Here is a 17577-nt window from a genome sequence, read left to right on the forward strand (position 1 = left end):
TCACAGGCGAGATCAAGCGTTTAACCAGAGCGAGCGGTGGACGCCGCGGGTGAGCCGTGCCCCTGCGGTGCGCGCCCACCGCCGATCCGCTGCGGTGGGCGCGCACCTCTCGAACGGCCTCGGTCAGGGCAGGACCCACTTCTGGTTGGCGCCGCTGTGGCAGTCCCAGATGTGCAGCACCGTGCCGTCGTTGCTGCTGACGCCCGCCGCGTCCAGGCAACGCCCGGACTGCGGGTTCCTCAGCGCGCCGCCGGACTGCGCGACCCACTGCTGTGCGCCGCTGCCGTTGCACGTCCACAGCTGCGTCACGGTGCCGTTCACCGTGCCGCCGCCCGACACGTCCAGGCACTTCCCGAGCGCGCGGATCGTGCCGTCACCCGGCAGGGTCCACCTCTGCGCGTTGCTGCCGTTGCAGGTCCACAGCTGCACCTTCGTCCCATCGGCGGTGCCCGAGTTGGAGACGTCCACGCACTTCCCGCCGATGCCGGTGATCTGGCCGGCGCGGGTGGCGGAGAGCTCCTTGACCCGGATGTTGCGGAAGGACGCGTCGTCGCCGTTGCCGTGGTTCTGCAGGCCCACGTGGCCCTGCTGCAGGCTGCGGACGGGATCGGTGTTGGTGAAGTCGTTGATCTTCACACCGTTGAGGAACACCTGCAGCCGTTCGCCTTCGACGAGCAGTTCGAAGGTGTTCCACTCGCCGGGCGGGTTGAGCGCCGCGTCCCGGGCGGCGATGTCGGCGGCCTTGTAGCCGTACACCGAGCCGGTGGTCCGGTCGGGGGCGTCGGTGGCGTCGATCTGGATCTCGTAGCCGTTGTCGACCGCCGACCACGGGTCGTTGCTAGCCGGGAAGCCGATGAACACGCCGGAGTTGTCGTCGCCGGCCAGCTTCCAGTCCAGCTTCAGCGAGTACGACCGGAACTCCTTGGCCGAGTGCCACAACATGCCCAGACCACCGTGCGAGGTGAGGGTGGCGTCGGCGACGGTGAAGCCCCCGGGACCGGCCTGGCTCCACCCGTTCGTGTTGCTGCCGTTGAACAGCGACGTGTAGCCGTTCTCCGGCCGGCAGTCGGCGTCGGTCACGCCGGCCGCGTAGCGGATCCCACCGAGCAGGTGGGCGCGGAAGCCGGGCTCGGCGTAGGTCTGCTCCGTGTGCCCGCCGGCGGTGAACCATGACCGGCCGCCCTGGTAGGTCTGGCACCACGCGATCGGGTGATCGCCCATGTTGCCGCCGGAGTAGGTGCCCTCGTCGAGGCGGGCCAGCACGTGCACGTTCGCCCGCGGGTTGGCCTGGAAGTTGTACCACTCGTCGGTCCGGACCCAGTCCGTGCCGAGGTGGGAGGTCGAGGCGTGCGCCCGGTCCTCCACCCGCACCGTCGCCTGCTGGATGGCGGGGTGGGAGTGGAAGTACCCGCCGACCAAGCCGCCGTAGAACGGCCACTGGTACTCGGTGTCGGACGCGGAGTGCACGCCGACGTACCCGCCCCCGGACCGCACGTAGGACTCGAAGACACCCTGCTGGGTGTCGTTGAGCACGTCACCGGTGGTCAACAGGAACACCACCGCCCGGTACTGGGCCAGGTTCGCGCCGGTGAAGGCCGCGCCGTCCTCGGTGGCGTCGACCGTGAAGTTGTTCGCGGCGCCGAGGTCGCGGATCGCCTGGACACCCGTCGCGATGGACGAGTGGCGGAAGCCCGCGGTCTTGGAGAAGACCAGCACCTTGTAGGACGGGTCGGCGGCCGGCGCCGGGGCCGGGGACACGGCCAGGACCATCACCGCGGACGTGACTATCGCCACCGGCACGGATCGCAGTCGGAACATCGGTTTCTCCTTGTTCTGGTGGTGGAGGGCGGTCAGGGCAGGACCCACTTCTGGTTGGCGGCGCCGAGGCAGTCCCAGATGTGCAGCACCGTGCCGTCGGCGCTGCTGTTGCCCGACGCGTCCAGGCAACGCCCTGACTGCGGGTTCCGCACCGTGCCGTCAGCCTGCGGAACCCACTGCTGGGCGCCACTGCCGTTGCACGTCCACAGCTGCGTCACCGTGCCGTTCGCCGTGCCGCCGGCCGACACGTCGAGGCACTTCCCGAGCGCTCGCAGCGTTCCGTCGGCGGACGCGGTCCACTGCTGGGCGCCGGTGCCATTGCACGTCCAGAGCTGCACCTTCGTCCCGTCCGCGGTGTTCGCACCGCTCACGTCCACGCACTTCCCGCCGATCCCGGTGATCCGGCCGGTGCGGGCGCCCGTGGTGAAGGTGAACTCGTCCACGTCGAACAACGAGCCCGAGCCGCCCCTGAACACCAGGTAGAGCGCGGTCGTGCCGGCGGGCCGGTTCGACAGGGTGGTGGTGACGTCGGTGTACGTCTCCCAGCCACCCGTGACCGGCACGGTGACCGAGCCGAGCAGCGTACCGCCGGCCGAACCGGCCCGCACTTCGATCGTTCCGCCGGCCCCGGCCGACGCCACCCTCGCGGTGAACGACGTCGCGTTGGAGAGCACGTAGGGCTGGAACGCGATCCAGTCGCCGTTGTCGATGTAGCCGACCGTCTTGCCGCCGTGCGCGGGACCGTGGTCGACGACCTGCGTGCCGCTGGAAGTGCCGTGGTGCTCGGCCTGCCTGGTCTTCGGCTGGGTGACGTGTTGCGCGTGCGTGGTGATGCCACCGTTGTCGGTGTACTCGGCGTCCCAGACGCCGAAGATGTTGGCGTTGGGGTCGTGCTCACCGTCCTGCGGCGTCTGGACGGTGCCCGAGCACCCCGTCGCCTCCGTCAGCTTGTGGCCGTGCGAGTCGTGCCCGAGGACGTAGCTGAGCTTGACCCTCGTGCAGTCGATCGTGCCGTCCTCCGGGTCGGTGACGCTGATCCGGAACGGCACCGCGTCCCCGAAGGAGAACAGCTGCCCGTTCTGCGGCAGGTGCAGCGTGACGACCGGGGCCGTGTTGCCGACCGTGATCCGCACGCTCGCCGTGGCGGTCCGGCCGGTGCTGTCGGTCACGGTCAGCGTGGCGGTGTAGGTGCCGTTGCTCGCGTAGGTGTGCTGCGGGTTCGCCGCCGTGGACGTGCCGCCGTCGCCGAAGTTCCACGAGAACGTGATCGGGTCGCCGTCCGGGTCGGACGAGCCGGCGGAGGTGAACGCCACGGTCAGCGGAGCCTGCCCGGTGGTCTTGTCCGAGGCGGCCTTGGCGATCGGCGCGAAGCCGCCCGACACGTGCTCGATCCGGTACAGCGCGGAGTTCGCGTCCCCGCTGAACCAGCCGGTGCCGTAGTCCAGCACGTAGAGCGCGCCGTCCGGGCCGAACGCCAGGTCCATCACCTGGGTGCCGGTCCACGGGAAGTCGTTGATCGCGCCGGGGGTCCCGTCGGTGTTGACCGCGATGTCCTTGATCCAGCGCCGGCCGAACTCCGCCCCGAAGAAGTGCCCGTCGTAGGACTGCGGGAACTTGACCGGGGAGTTCAGGTTCGGGTTGTACCGGTAGACGGGACCACCCATAGGCGACTCGCTCCCGCAGCCGAACGCCGCCAGCGAGCAGCCGTCGTACTTGATCCAGGCGGCCTTGGCAGCCGGCAGCGACTGGAGGCCGGTGTTGCGCGGCGAGTTGTTCGTCGGCCCGCCCGCGCAGTTGTACTTCGCGCCGGAGACACCGGTGGCGAAGTTGTGGTCGTTGTAGGTCTCGGCGGTGGTGTTGGACCCGGTGCAGTAAGGCCAGCCGTAGAAGCCGGGGCCGGTGATGCGGTTGAACTCCACCTGGCCCGCCGGACCGCGCGCGGGGTTCGTCGAGCCCGCGTCCGGCCCGTAGTCGCCGAGGTAGACGACGCCGGTCGCCTTGTCCACGGTGAACCGGAACGGGTTGCGGAAGCCCATGGCGTAGATCTCGGCCCGGGTGCCGGAGGTGCCGGGCGCGAACATGTTGCCGGCGGGGACGGAGTAGCCGCCGTCGGCGTTGACCTTGATCCGCAGCAGCTTCCCGCGCAGGTCGTTGGTGTTGCCGCTGGTGCGCTGGGCGTCGTAGGCCGGGTTGCGGTTGGTCCGCTCGTCGAGCGGGCTGTAGCCGTCCGACGCGAACGGGTTGGTGTCGTCACCGGTGCTCAGGTAGAGGTTCCCGGCGGCGTCGAAGTCGATGTCACCGCCGACGTGGCAGCACATGCCGCGACTGGCCGGCACGTCCAGCACCACCTTCTCGCCGGCCTGGTTGAGCGTGCCGTCCGCGCCCAGGACGAACCGGGACAACCGGTTGACACCGTTCCAGGCCGAGAAGTCGGCGCCCTCGGACGGCGCGTCGCCGGCCGGCGTGGACAGCGGGGGCGCGTAGTACAGGTAGACGTGGCGGTTGGTGGCGAAGTTCGGGTCGGCGGCGATGCCCTGCAGGCCCTCCTCGTCGTGGGAGTACACGCTGAGCTTGCCGGAGACCTTGGTGTTGCCGGCGGCGTCGGTGAACCGGACGGTGCCGTCCCTGGACGTGTGCAGGACCGACCGGTCGGGGAGCACGGTCATGGAGATGGGCTCCCCCATCTCGGCCGCGCCCTTGGCCAGCGTGACCTGCTGGAACGACGGTGCCGCCTCCGCCGTCGCCCCGACCTGTGCCGAGGCGGTCCGTGACGCGGCGGTCTGCGACGAGGCGGTTTGGGGTATGGCGACCGCACCGGCCACCAGGAGCAGCGCGGCGGCCCCGAGACGAGCGGGTGCGCGCAGAGATGTGGTCATCGTGACGACGTCCTTCCGAACTTGGCTGTCCGACGGGGAATCGGGGTCACCGGACGGGGGTCCGCCGGCCGGCAGGGTGGCCGGCGGACCCCCTGGACCGTTCACTCAGGGCAGCACCCACTTCTGGTTGGCGGCGCCGAGGCAGTCCCAGATGTGCAGCACCGTGCCGTCGGCGCTGCTGTTGCCCGACGCGTCCAGGCAACGCCCTGACTGCGGGTTCCGCAGGGTGCCGTCAGCCTGCGGAACCCACTGCTGGGATCCGGTGCCGTTGCACGTCCACAACTGCGTCACCGTGCCGTTGACGGTGCCGCCGAGCTTCACGTCCAGGCACTTCCCGAGCGCGCGGACCGTGCCGTCGCCGGGCAGCGTCCACCGCTGCGCGTCAGTGCCGTTGCAGGTCCACAACTGCACCTTCGTCCCGTCGGCGGTGCCCGCGTTGGAGATGTCCACGCACTTGCCGGCGATGCCGGTGATCTGACCGGTGCGCGTGCCGACCATCGCGTTGAGCGTGTACCAGGCCTCTGTGCTCCACAGCGACTGGCCGGACTCGGACGCGAACGGACGCGGCGAGCGCAGGTGGACCACCCGTCCGCCCTGCAGGCCGGACAGCATGACGGTGACCTTCTTCCGGTCCGCCGACGGCGTCGCCGAGACCACCGTCAACGACTGCTGGTCGAGTTTGGGGCCGCCGTAGCTCGCGGTCGGCTGGTAGCGCCACTGCGTCGCCCGGTACTTGGTGACCAGGTCCTGCGCCGTCTGGGCCGACAGCGGTTGGGTGTACTCCAGCTCGAAACCGCCCTGGACCGCGCGCATGGCGACGATGTCGAACGCTTCCGCGCCGTTGGGCGCCAGCTTCTGCAGCCCGAAGTTCAGCTTGCCCGGCTGCCCCCAGTTGCCGCCCGCGCCGATGCCACCGGTGTAGAGGGCGCCGTCCGGGCCGAGGCTGATCCGGTTCACACCCGCTTCGAGCCCCTGCGTCATGCGGAACACCGCGCCCTGGTACTCGCCGTTGACCTTCTCCAGGAAACCGCGTTGCAGGCCGCCGTAGGTGACGTCGCCGAAGACCATCTGCCCCGCGAACGGACCCGTGGTCAGCTGCACCGGGTTGCTCGGCGAGTTCGCGATCTCGTTCTGCGGCAACCACAGCACGGGCGCGGTGACCGGACGGGCGTCGAACGGGCCGGCCGGGTTCGTGTAGTGGTTGAAGAAGCGGTCCTGCTTGATGTGCACCAGCTTCGAGGACGGCAGCCAGCCGCCCTGGTTGTCGGTGACGAAGATGTCGCCCTCCGGACCCCAGCCGATGCCGTGCGGCGTGCGCAGTCCACCGGCGACGTAGGAGACGGCGCCGGTGTTCTTGTCCACCTTGATCGTGGTGCCGCGGTTCGGCGCCGGCTGCGGGTCGGTCGTCGCGCCGCCGTAGTTGATCGACACGGACAGGTTCAGGTAGAAGGACCCGTTCTGGTAGAGCATGCCGAACGCGAACTCGTGGAAGTTCCCGCCGAACGGCCACGTCGCCACCGCGCGGTAGTCGTCGGTCACCCAGTCGCCGTTGGTGTCGTTCAGCTCGGTCAGCCGGTGCTTCTCCGACACGTAGAGCTTGCCGTCGACGTACTTGATCCCCATCGGCTCCTTGAGGCCACTGGCGATCTTCAAGGTCCGCACCTGTGCCGGACTCGTGGCGCCGGTGACGTTGCTCAGCAGGTGGACCTCACCGAGCTGGTTGTTCGAGCCTCCCCAGGTGGTGATCGCGAGCCGGCCGTCCGGCAGCCAGTCCATGCCGCTGACCTGCGGTTCGAACCCGGGTGGGCGCAGGTTGGTCAAGGTGTGGGCGGGGTGCACGCCGGTCAGCGGCAGGCCGTCCCCCGGTGTGTCGCCGCCGCCCTGGCACTCCTTGCGCCCGGGAGCGGTCACCCGCACCACGCCGGAGTCGGTGCTCAGCGCGGAGTTCGGCACGAGGCTGAACCCGGTCGCGCCGGGTGGCTGCCACTGCAGGGTGACCTGCTGACCGCCTCCGGCGTCGAAGTGGTCGATCCGCAGCGCGTGGTAGCCCTGGCCCAGTGCGATCGAACCGTCCTTCGCCGAGGCTCCGTGCAGTCCGTCGTGGTCGACCACCACCGTGTCGTCGATCCGCAGCCGGGAACCGTCATCGCTGATGAGGCGGAACGCGTAGGTGCCGGCGGCGGTGATGGAGATGTTGCCCGTGACCTCGGACGCGAAGTTGTCGCCCAGACCGAACTCCGCGGTGGTCGTCCAGTTGATCGTCGGCATCAACTTGTCGATGTTGGGCGTCTGGCCGGGCTTCAACGTGCAGAGCTTGGTCAGGGCCGTCTGCAGGTCGTAGACCCGGAGCGTCACCCCCGGTTCCTGGGGCGGAGGGGCAGCCGCCTGAGCGGGCGCGGCGGCGGAGAGGAACGCGGTCGTGAGCAGCGCGGTGGACGATAAGAGCGACCCGGCGGTCCGCAACCACCGGGTCTTCCGGGCAGGGGACGGCATGGCGGTGTTCTCCCTTGGATCAGCGAGTGAGCAGGGACTCGACTCGGCAAGGGGTGGGCGGAGCAGGTGCTCCAGAACCTGATGTTGTTGCGCAGGTCACATCAGCGAGCTGAACGTAAGCCCACTTTTGTACGGAGTCAACGAAAGACTGTTCAAGATAGACAAAAGTGCGCTGAATGGCGGCGCCATCTTAGGACGTTCAGCGCTGTAGCCCTGCGGGACCGGCACCCGGCACTCACGTCCACTGAGGACTTGTCGAAGACACGCGCAAGAGACCGGCATCCCGTTCGATGTCGGTCTCGTCGCAGCTCTTGCCCGGATGATCAGCCCACCGTCCAACCTCCCCTCCCGGTACCGGAACAGCCAACAGATCACTATGGCGAACGGTAAAAACCGTAACGGCGGACGTCAATCAAAAGTCGCACCGATTATGGCGACTTCCGGACATATGGACAGCTCACTCCGGTTGACTGTCGTGCTCGATCCCGAGGGCGCGTGTCGGACAGGTCGCCACGGCCTGTCGCACGGCCTCGTACTACTCCCGAGGTGGGGGTTCGGGGTGCGGGACAGGTCGAACTCGTGTGGCCGGCCGATGGCGGTCTCGAACAGCCGGGCGAGCACGTCTTCCCTGGTGTGGCCGACCAGCTCGGGGTCGTTCCAGCCGGTGCCGACCGCAGCTTCGTGGGCGGCTCGTCGTCAGGTCGGCGGCCGCGTCGAGCAGTTCCACGCGAAGCGTGGAGCGCGACCGTGCGGCGAAGCCCTGTTCCGTCGACTTCGCCCTCCGGTGCGTCGCGGTCGCGGTGACCGGCAAGTGGCCGGCACTCGACCGGGACCGGGTCGCCGTGACCGCCGAGGCGGCGATCCTGCTCGCCGTCAGCAACATGGTGCTGCCCCTGCACCCGGCGGAGCGGGTGGCGGAGCAGACCTCGGCCCTGCTGAGCAAGTTCGTCGAGCGGCCGGCCGTCGAGCGGCCGACCTGAGTCCGCCGTCGACGGCGCCCTGGTCGCGGACGAGGCCGTCCCGGGCGCCGGTGGGAGGCGCCCGGGACGGGTCGAGGCGCGGGAGCGCGCCCAAGGGGTAGGACGACGCGCTCCCGCGCGTTCGGGGTGGACCGACCGTCAGCGGCGGCCGTGTCCCAAGCCGAGGTCCAGGCCGAGGCCCAGCCCCCGGTCCAAGCCGAGGTGGCCGCCCAGGCTGGCGCGGAACGTGCCACAGGCGGCGGGTGACGTCGCTTCCAGCGGCAGGGACGGGTCCAGGTCACTGGGGGCGCTGCCGTCGTAGGCGCCGCTGCCGTTGGGGTCGATGCCGTGCACGACCAGCACCGCCTTGCCGTTGCGGATGTCGCTCGCCACGTCGGCGGTCACCGTGATGCTGCGCCGGTAGTCGTAGGAGGAGCCGTCCGGCGTCGGGAAGCGGTCGATGGCCAGGCCGCTGGCCGGGCTGGTGTCCCCGCTCGTGGTCAGCGAGGTGCCGATGTGACCGTAGAACGGGTGCCCTTCGGTGGTGTTCACGATCCCGTCACCGCTGGTGTCGGCACGCTGTGACGGGCACCGTCCCTGCGCGCCGATGTGGATGTGCTGGGCGTGCGGCGCGTTCGCCAGCACACCGCGCACCCGGAAGGCGATGTCGACCTGGTTGCCGCGCAGGACGAGAGCACCGTGCCCCCGTGCGCCGCTCTGGTTGAGCTGGCGGAGCTCCACGGTGGCCACCGTGGTCCCACCCCCGCCACCGGACCCGGTGCCGTGATCGCCTTCGTGCGCCGATGCCACGCCCGGCGCGGCGAGGGTGATACCGAGAGCGAGGAGTGGAACCGCCGCGCGTGCCGCCTTGGTCTTGAACGTCGTCATCGTTCGTTCCTTCCGGAAGGGTCGAAACGGTGTGGCCTGTACCCGCTGTTCGACGCCGTTCGCCCTCCGGATTGCCCTCTTCCGCAAGTCGTCCACCGACCCGACGCCCGTGGCCGCCACCAGACCGCCGTGTCGGATGGCACCCGCGTGGGGTCGCCGTCGAGGTTCGGCGGAGCGCCAGTCGGCCCTCAACGGCTGCCGCTGAGCACGGCGACGAGTCGTTCGTGCGGCAACGCGTGCGCGACGACTCCGTCACGACCGACCATCGTCCGGCCTGCCAGCAGCGCGTTGAGGATGGCTTCCTCGACCGCTTCCACGACCGCGTCGAACAGCGGTCCGATGTGGCCGTCCGACAGCATCCCCCCGGGCTGCTCGCGCGGCAGGTCGGCGCCGAGCCCACCGGCCTCGATCCGCTGGGCGACCCTGAAGGCGATGACCAGGTCGCCGCTGGTGGGTTCACCGGTGCCCCCGGTGCGCGCGACACCGAAGCCCGCGCGGTGCGCGATGCGGTCGCACCGGTACGGCAGCAACGGCGCGTCGGTGCCGACGACGATGATGATCGACCCGCGCCTTGCACCGGCGCGGAAGTCTCCGGCGGTCCGGGCAGCGGCACTTCGTCCGGGCCGATGAGGCGGCCGGCCGGCACGCCGTTGACACTGAGCCGTTCCCGGCGGCCGTGGTCGGCCTGCACCAGGACACCGACCGCGTGCCCGTCGACGACCCGCGACGCCGTGCCGATGCCGCCCTTGAAGCCGTGGCAGACCACGCCGGTGCCCGAACCCACGGCGCCTTCGACGACAGGACCGCCGGTCGCGGCGGCCAACGCCTCGTGCAGGTGCTCCAGTCTCACGTGGAAACCGTTGACGTCGTTGAGCAGCCCGCCCCAGGTCTCCCCGACCACCGGCAGGCACCAGTACAACTCCCCCGGCCCCCGCACCCCCCACCTCGGCGGCGACGAGGGCGTCACGCACCACCCCGACGCTGTGCGTGTTGGTCAACCCGATCGGAGCGGGCAGCGGGCGGGGCGGGCGCGTACCGACCCCCGACCGACCAGCCCCACCCCAGCCCGCCGACGACCACGGCCGCCGCACCGGCCGTCAGCAGGAACCGGCGGGAAACGCACGGGGAACCGACACCGGTGCACAGTCACATATCGAGTATCAATGTCACAGGGCGATCCGCAGCGATGGCGCGATCGACCGAAAGGGCGTTCAGGCGGCTGCCGTGGCGCGGTCACGTGGCCGCACCGAGGTCAGCGCCGCGATCCCGAGGACCAGCGCCGGCAGCACGAAGGAGATGCCCGGCCCGAGGCCGAGAACCAGCCCCCAACCCGCCATCAGCAGTGCCACCACCGTCGTGACGAACCCGACGGCACGGCCGGCGAGGTCCGCGACCGCGACCGCCGACGCGGCGACCAGCGGAACCCCGAGCAGGACGGCGGTGGCGCCGCCGCTGTCGGACCACGTCTCCGGGAGCAGGGCCACCGAGATCCCGACCGTCGCCGCGACCGCGGTCCACCGCAGCGCCCGGCCGATCGTGCCGGGAACCGCCCACCGACCGCGCAGGCGGACGAGCACGGCGGCCGTCAGGAACAGCGCGAGGCACGCGCCCGCGACGGTGGCGATCATCCCGGCACCCTCCAGTGCGACGAGTCCCGCGGGTCCGCGACCCGTGGCCCAATCCGAAGGTACGGCACCACGGCCGGAACGCCGGTGGGACGAACCGAAGCGGCTCGTCCCACCGGCGTTCGAAGAGCACCACCCGTCAGGTCACGGGTAGTTGACCAGGTTGCTGGGCACGGTGCCCGGCTGCGTCACCCCTCCCACGTCGTTGATCACGCGGTTGATGAGGCCCTGGTAGTTGAGCGAGACGGTCGCCATGTTGTGGAACTTCACGCCGGGCGTGTTGGGCACCTCGAACGCGTGGTACGAGCTCACCGAGGGGTTGACGTTGAAGAAGCAGTAGCTGCCCAACCCCCACGCCTCGTGCGTGGTGACGTTGTTGCCCACCTTGTACGCCGCGTACCCGTTGACGCCCGGCGCGCTCATCCAGGACGCCTGGTTCGGCACGTCGTAGGGCATCTCGTTCTGGTAGAAGATCGTCCTGCCGCCCTGGCCGTTCCAGATCACCTGGTGCTTCTGGTAGTGCTCGACGAACAGGCCGGTCGCCAGGACGTTGTTGCCGTTGACGATGAGGCCCGTGTCGCCCGTCGCCTCCGTCCACCCCCACGTGCCCGCGTTGCCGTGGTCGGCGCGCCAGGCCCAGATGTGGTCGATGACCACGTCGTTGCTGTTGACGATCAGGCTCGTGGTCGCCTTGCCGGCGATCGCGCCGCCGATGCGGAAGAACACGTCCTGCAGCGTCGTCGGGTTGGTCGCGTGACCGGCGTTCGAGCCCGCCGGGCCGACGGTCAGCAGCGCCGCCGAGTTGGTGGTGCCCGCGTCGAACAGGATGCCCTTGATCCGGACGCCGTCGACGTCGGCGACCTGCATGGCGTTGACCCCGTTGTCCGGGATCAGGGTCGGGTAGCCGATGCCGAGGACGACGGTGTTCGCCTTCGTCACGTTGAGCGTCTGGTTGAGGTGGTAGATGCCGGGGGTGAAGAAGAGGTTGCAGCCGGCGGCCAGCGCGGAATTGATGGACGACGCGGTGTCGCCCGCCTTCACCACGTAGAACTGGCTCATCGGCAGCGACGTGCCGGGGGTGCTGCCGTTAGCCCAGCTCGCGCCGGACGCGTTGGTGCGCAGCGAGGGCTGGAACACCCGGTACTTGCCCGCGGCGTCGAGGTAGAGGTAGGGCACGTCACGGGAGACCGGCGTGGTGGCCAGGTTGGTGTGCGGCGGGTTCGGGAACGCGGTCGGCGGGGCGCCGGTCGTGCCCGAGAACACCATGTTCCACACGCCGCCGGCCCAGCTGCCCAGGTTGCTGTCCTTGGTGTACCACTGCTGCTGCGAGACCGACGACGTCTGGCCGGAGACCTTGCTGTCGGCGATGTAGCCGCCGCTGGCGAAGCCGTAACTCGCCGGGTAGAGCTGGAGGTTGCCGCGGATGTCCATCCGGCGGAACGGGGCGGCCTGCGCCACCGCCCAGCGGTTGGAGCCGCTGCTCGGGTTGACGGCCATGTTCTCCGCCGACCGCCAGAAGTTCTGCAGCGCCACGCCCTGGTCGGACTCGTTGAACGCGTCGACCGTGATGTCACCGTTGATCACCACGTCACCGGGGTTGCGGCCCAGGCCCGCGACCGAGGTGTAGTAGCCGACGTCGTCGTGCACGCTGTAGCTGCCCGGCTTGAACAGGTGCGCCACCCGCCGGTTGGCCATCTGCGCGGTGATCGTGTCCTTCTGCGCGTTGAAGTCCGCGTCGAGCTGCGCCTGGATGGTCGCCATGGGCATGCTCGGGTCGAAGATGCGGGTGTTGGGGCCGAAGTCCGGGACGTCGGATTGGGTGGGGCACCCGGCCGAGGTGCCGATCGTGTAACTGGCACTGGCCACCGTCGAGTTCGTCAGGCCCGACTTCAGGGCGATCGCGTTCACGGTCCTGGTGGTGGGCACGCTGATCGGCCCGCTGTACGGCGTGGAGGACGCGGTGGGAGTGGAGCCGTCCACTGTGTACCGGATGGTGGCGCCCGAGGTGGCCGTGGAGATCGTCACCGTCTGCGCCGTCGAGTACGTGCCCGTCCCCGGGCTGAACGTCGGCGTGGCGACCCGGGAGCCGACGCTGCCGTGGGTGTAGCTGAAGTGCGGCGTGTCGTACTGCGGGCCGCTCTTCTCGTAGGTGAACCAGTAGTCCAGCACCGTGCCGGCCGTCAGGGAGCCGACCGTCCGCTGCCACGTCCCGGCGTTGTTCGTCATCCGGAAGTTCTGCTGGCCCGCGCCGGAGGCGATGTAGTGCACGTCGACGTAGAGCGCGGCCGTCGTCGGCCTGAAGTCGATCCGTGCCTGGGAAGCGTCGAGCTGCGTGACGCCCTGGGTGTAGTCGGCCTCTGCCGCGGCGGTGCCCACCACGGTGAGCAGGGCCGTGGACAGGGCCAGGACGAGCGCGGCCAGGCGGGTGCGCCGGCGCGACCGGCGACGTAAGGGATTGTGAGGGCTCCGGATCACTTGGTGCCACCTCCGTGCAGGGGGAACAGCCGATGACCTGCGTGAGAGCGCTCTCACAGCTCGAGACTAATACGGCAGCCCCCTGCCGGGAAGAGGTGCACCGCAGAAACAAGCCGGAATCCGGAAACCCAGGCGCAACCCGGCATTCGCCGTGCCGAACCTCGCATTCGGCCCACCGGCCCGGCGGCCCGGACGCACGTGGCCTGCTTTCGAACCGGCAACCGGGCCGCCCAGTGACCCAGGCCGACCCCGCATCGTTCGCATGCGGAAGATGCCGGAGCGCTCGGCGGTCTCGGTCGGGTAGCACCTTGCTCGCCAGGCGCGCCACGTGCATCGTGATGGCGCCGTCCGCGACGGCGAATTCCGGCCCGCCGGCTTTCCAAGGCAATAGGGAGCTTCCCGCGCACAACGGCACGAAGAACAGGTGCACGACCGGCTCGGCCAGGGTGATCCAGCAGCGTCAGAACGGTGTGCAAGCGGACCACGGGGTTCTCGCTGCGGTCCACGCGCTTCCTGTTCCGCGCGGCGTGCCGGCTCCGGCGAGTCGGGGTGGCGCGCGCTCAGCTGGAGCCGATCAACCTCCCACGAACTCAACCCGTCCACCGCGAGCACCCAGCGATGACCGATTACCGCTTGACATGGGGGATGAATTCCTTCGCACCACCAGCCTCCGACCCACCGTCGAGTGCGCTGGGCGACCGGGAGGTCCGGTCGCCCAGCGCATTCCGGTGACCACCGGTGGCAGCAGATCAGCCCACCGGTACGGGGTCAGAAGCCCCAGAGCCGCCAGGTCTGGTTGCGCGGGATCGACTGACCGGCCGGGTTGCAGGTCCACTGGTGGACCTGGGCGTGTGCCGCCGTGGAGATCTGGCTGATGTCGACGCACTTGCCGCTGTGCCGGGCGACGAGCTGGTAGTCGTGCGGATCGTTGCCCGAGTACGTGACCTTGCGCAGGGTGAACTGCTGGTTCCGCGCGCCGGAGAGGCAGGTCCACTGCTGCACCGCCGCGCCGTCAGCTCCAGACACGCCGTTGACGTCGAGGCACTTGCCGGTCTGCTGGTTGACGACCGTGTAGGTGTCGGCGACCCCGGCCACGGGCCGGAAGTCCCACAGCTGCTGGTCGCCGCCCTCGCAGTAGAACTGCTGCTGCGGGTTGCCGTCGGCGGTGCTGAGGTTCGTGTTGTCCAGGCACTGCTGCGAGTGCTGGGCGACGGCCACGGACGCGACTCCCCTGCTCGACGGCGGGAGCAGCGTGATGGTGAAGGTGTCGTCGGCGTCGGTGTGCGGCAGGTCGACCGTCGTGGCGTTGCCGGACAGCGTCACGACGGAGTTGCGGATGGTCTCGGGTCCCTGGACCGCGCCGCCGCCGTTGTACGGGATGCGCTGGACGACCACGCGCACCTGGTTGTTCTGCACGATCCCGCTCGTGGCGTCGAGTCGCTGGAGCCCGACGCCGATGTTGCCCGTGGTGCCGCCACCGCCGACCAGGATCTTCGCGCCGCCGTTCGCCTTCGTGGCGAACGCGTCGTAGGCCTGGCTGGGCGTCACGGAGACGATCTGCCCCGTCTGCGAGCCGTAGTAGCGGTAGACCCACCACTCGCCCTTGGGCAGGTGCTGTCCCGCCGAGTTGCGCGTCAGGAGGTTGGCCAGGTCGTTGTGCAGGTTCCCCGCGCTGCCCCAGTGCGCGCGCAGACCGTCGGCACCCGCGCGTTCCAGGCGGGCGATGTACCAGGATCCGTCACCGGGGTTCTGCTCGTCGGGCGCTCCGTACTCGTTGATCTGGTACGGGCGCGGGTGCGGGATGCCCCGCGCGTCGAGCGTGGCGTTCGCCGCCGCCACGTTGGCCACCGGGTCGCCGGGCAGGGAGTGCCAGCTGATGATGTCCGGGATCGTGTTGGACGAGCGGATGAAGTCGAGGTACTGGTTCCACCACGCCCCGTTGGTCGTCGGGACGCCCGCGAAGCTCGGGCCGACGATCAGCTGCTGCGGGAACGCGGCCCGGACGCGGTGGTACGTGCGCCGCCACAGCTCGAAGTACTGCGCCTGCGACCGGTTCCAGAACAGCCCCAGGTTCGGCTCGTTCCACAGGTCCCACTGCACCGGGACGCCCGTGGCCCGCACGTCGTTGATCACGCGGGTGAGGAAGTTCTCGTAGTCGGTCCAGTCGCCGTTGTCACCGGGGAAGCGGGAGATCGGGTAACTGTCCGCTCCCCACAGGTCGTGGGGCAGCAGGACGAACTCGCCGCCCAGCGAACGGGTGCGCAGGAGTTGGGCGCGGGTGGCGTTCCACCGGCGGTCGTACTCGCCCGCCACCCAGCCGCCGGGGGCGTCGAGCTGGGCGCCACCGGCACGCATGGACCGGAACTTCAGGTCGCGGTAGAAGTGGTCCGCGGGACCGGCCGCGTCCTCGGTCATGCCGTAGATCCACCCGGACGCCCGGTAGGTCGGGGAACCGCCGGCGACGGCGAAGTTGACGGAGATCGACTCGTCCCCGGCCAGAGCGACCGGTGCGGGCGCTACCACGGCCGATATCGCGGATGCGACGACGGCGATGGCCGCGACGAGACCACGGCCTCGCCGTCGTGCGGGTGTGAGGGTCATGCGTGACTCCTTCGTCGGAAGTGATGGGCGTGCGGGGGTCGGGGACTCGGCGTTGGACACCGGCGTCCCGGGATGGGCTTCGGTCGAACCGGCTCGGCTACTTCGCCGACGTGGTGGGGTGTTCCGGGGTGACGGCCGCTTCGGCCAGTCGGGCCTCGGCCTCCGCGGCGAGGAGCAGGTACGCGCTCGCGGTCCAGGTGTAGGCACGATCGCGCAGGCCTTCCCCGGTGAGCGCGTCGAAGTTCTCGGCGAAGCCGCTCTTCTCGCACACCGCCCGGAAACGGGCGCTGACCTGGTCGGCGAGTTCGACCGCGCCGCCCTGGCGGAGGCCGTCCTCGATGAGCACGGTCGACGGCGCCCACACGGGGCCTCGCCAGTAGCCATCGGCCTCGTAGTGGGGCGAGTCGGGCCGTTCGGTGGCCGGGCCGACGGCGGTCAGGTGCCGGGTGACGCCCTCGGCGAGCTTCGCGTGCACGTCCGGGGGCAGGTCGGCGCCCAGGACGACTGGCATGAGGTCGAGCAGACTGGCGGTGGTGCGTGTCGTGCCGTCGAGGGCACGGCCGGTGAACGCCGTCCCGTTCCACAGCGTCGTCAGCATTGCGTCCAGCATGGTTCCGGCTTCCAGCTCCCACCGCACCGCGGCGGCCGGGTCATCGATCTCCCAGGCCAGCCGGGCCAGTTCCCGCAACTGCACCACGAGGAAGGCCGCGAGGTCCGCGGACTGCACGAGCCGCTGCTCATCGAAGACGGTGGAGTTGTCCCAGCCGCTGTCGTTGCCGTGCTCGTAGTGCGGGAACGGCTCACCCGGCGCGCGGCGGTGGTCGAGCCAGAACGTCGTCCACGCCTCCAGTTGCCGGTACAGCAGCGGCAGTTCGGCGGCCGGGATGCCGCCGGGCAGCTTCGACCGCAGCTTGGCCACCGCCCAGCCGTGGATGGGTGGCTTGACGAAGTTGTGCAGGACCTCCGCGTGCGTGATCGAGTCCGGCAGCGCGCCTTCGGCGGTCTGGTGGTCGAACACCACCTGGAGCTGGTCCCACGCCAGTCCGGGCGCGCCTGGCGCGAGCGCGAGGGCGTTGAAGCAGTGGTCCCAGCTCCAGACCTTGTCCATCCAGTTCTTCGACATCAGCACCGCCGGCCGGCGCACGAAACCGGCCGGGCCGACCGTGGCCGACCACAGCACGTAGCACGCCATCTCGGCGGCCGGGGTGCGGTCGGAGCGCCAGGGCGCGACCTCGTCCACGAACCGGTCGAAGGAGCGCCGCGAGGTGGCCACCACCTCGGAGAACGTCGTGGTGGTGGAGAACCGCCCGCGCGCGGTCGTCATCTCCTCCACCACGAGTTCCCACTCCCCGCCGTCCCCGCCGACGACGACCGCCCGTTCCGCCGTGCCGAGCGCGCAGTCACCCGCTGAGTCCTCGTGTCCCGTCAGCACGGTCACCCGGTAGCGGTGCCCTGTCTCGTAGGAGGTGAAGACGTACGACGAGGTGACGGGGTCGCGGAAGAAGTGCGTTCCGGTGAACGGGGTCAGGGTCTCGTCCGCCGCGGCGATGCGCAGGCCGAGGCCGTTGCCCGAGATCCGGAGCGCCGAGGGTGACTCGAACGCCGCCGCGACCCTCGCCCGGCCGGCGCTCCAGGTGAGCAGCACGGGGCTCGCGTTCACCTCGGCGGAGACCCTTGCCCCGGCGAGCACCGGCACCAGGGACAGCACCGCGTGCATGCCGTTGCGGTGGGACACGAGGTGCAGGTCCTCGGCGTACTCGGCGAGCCCCACGACCGCGGAGACGCCGAACCACGCCCCCGAACAGCTGAACGGGATCTCCCGCACCGAGAAGTCGTCCACAA

General features: G+C 70.1%; 10 protein-coding genes and 2 pseudogenes. 1 reads left to right on the forward strand and 11 read right to left on the reverse strand.

The annotated features are described in order from the left end of the window. Nucleotides 1-123: 123 nt before the first annotated feature. The 4 genes and pseudogenes from ACRAKI_RS19520 to ACRAKI_RS19535 form a co-directional block, all read right to left on the reverse strand. Nucleotides 124-1770: a ThuA domain-containing protein gene (locus tag ACRAKI_RS19520; RefSeq protein WP_447008457.1), complete on the reverse strand. Its 1647-nt coding sequence runs from the start codon at nucleotides 1768-1770 to the stop codon at nucleotides 124-126. A gap of 80 nt (nucleotides 1771-1850) precedes the next feature. After that, nucleotides 1851-4694: a carbohydrate-binding protein gene (locus ACRAKI_RS19525; protein WP_447001940.1), complete on the reverse strand. Its 2844-nt coding sequence runs from the start codon at nucleotides 4692-4694 to the stop codon at nucleotides 1851-1853. Nucleotides 4695-4799: 105 nt separating this feature from the next. Further along, complete coding sequence (locus ACRAKI_RS19530) at nucleotides 4800-5192, reverse strand: ricin-type beta-trefoil lectin domain protein (protein ID WP_447008458.1); 393 nt, start codon at nucleotides 5190-5192, stop codon at nucleotides 4800-4802. Further along, nucleotides 5183-7187, reverse strand: a pseudogene (locus tag ACRAKI_RS19535) (PA14 domain-containing protein); the annotation flags it as partial. The pseudogene ACRAKI_RS19535 and the gene ACRAKI_RS19530, both read right to left, overlap by 10 nt. A gap of 734 nt (nucleotides 7188-7921) precedes the next feature. Here ACRAKI_RS19535 and ACRAKI_RS19540 point away from each other — a divergent pair. Next, nucleotides 7922-8167, forward strand: coding sequence for a hypothetical protein (locus ACRAKI_RS19540; RefSeq protein ID WP_447001941.1), 246 nt, complete (start codon nucleotides 7922-7924; stop codon nucleotides 8165-8167). Between the two features lie 138 nt (nucleotides 8168-8305). Here ACRAKI_RS19540 and ACRAKI_RS19545 read toward each other — a convergent pair whose 3' ends face one another. From ACRAKI_RS19545 to ACRAKI_RS19575, 7 genes and pseudogenes are all read right to left on the reverse strand, one after another. After that, a complete protein-coding gene (locus ACRAKI_RS19545) occupies nucleotides 8306-9034 on the reverse strand; it encodes a hypothetical protein (RefSeq protein WP_447001942.1) in 729 nt (242 codons plus the stop codon). Nucleotides 9035-9222: 188 nt separating this feature from the next. Beyond that, nucleotides 9223-9795: a P1 family peptidase gene (locus tag ACRAKI_RS19550; RefSeq protein WP_447008459.1), complete on the reverse strand. Its 573-nt coding sequence runs from the start codon at nucleotides 9793-9795 to the stop codon at nucleotides 9223-9225. Beyond that, nucleotides 9711-10001: pseudogene (locus ACRAKI_RS19555) on the reverse strand (P1 family peptidase); the annotation flags it as partial. The pseudogene ACRAKI_RS19555 and the gene ACRAKI_RS19550, both read right to left, overlap by 85 nt. 244 nt (nucleotides 10002-10245) lie before the next feature. Continuing rightward, nucleotides 10246-10662 carry a hypothetical protein gene (locus ACRAKI_RS19560; RefSeq protein ID WP_447001943.1) on the reverse strand — a complete coding sequence of 139 codons (417 nt, stop codon included), beginning with the start codon at nucleotides 10660-10662 and terminating at the stop codon, nucleotides 10246-10248. Nucleotides 10663-10803: 141 nt separating this feature from the next. Continuing rightward, nucleotides 10804-13134 (reverse strand): chitobiase/beta-hexosaminidase C-terminal domain-containing protein, encoded by a 2331-nt coding sequence (locus ACRAKI_RS19565; protein ID WP_447001944.1) that lies wholly within the window; start codon nucleotides 13132-13134, stop codon nucleotides 10804-10806. A 768-nt stretch (nucleotides 13135-13902) separates the two neighbouring features. Next, on the reverse strand, nucleotides 13903-15735 hold the full coding sequence (locus tag ACRAKI_RS19570; protein WP_447001945.1) for an RICIN domain-containing protein: 1833 nt from the start codon (nucleotides 15733-15735) through the stop codon (nucleotides 13903-13905). A gap of 97 nt (nucleotides 15736-15832) precedes the next feature. After that, complete coding sequence (locus tag ACRAKI_RS19575; RefSeq protein WP_447001946.1) at nucleotides 15833-17575, reverse strand: amylo-alpha-1,6-glucosidase; 1743 nt, start codon at nucleotides 17573-17575, stop codon at nucleotides 15833-15835. Nucleotides 17576-17577 lie beyond the last annotated feature (2 nt).

The organism is Saccharothrix isguenensis (assembly GCF_052936305.1).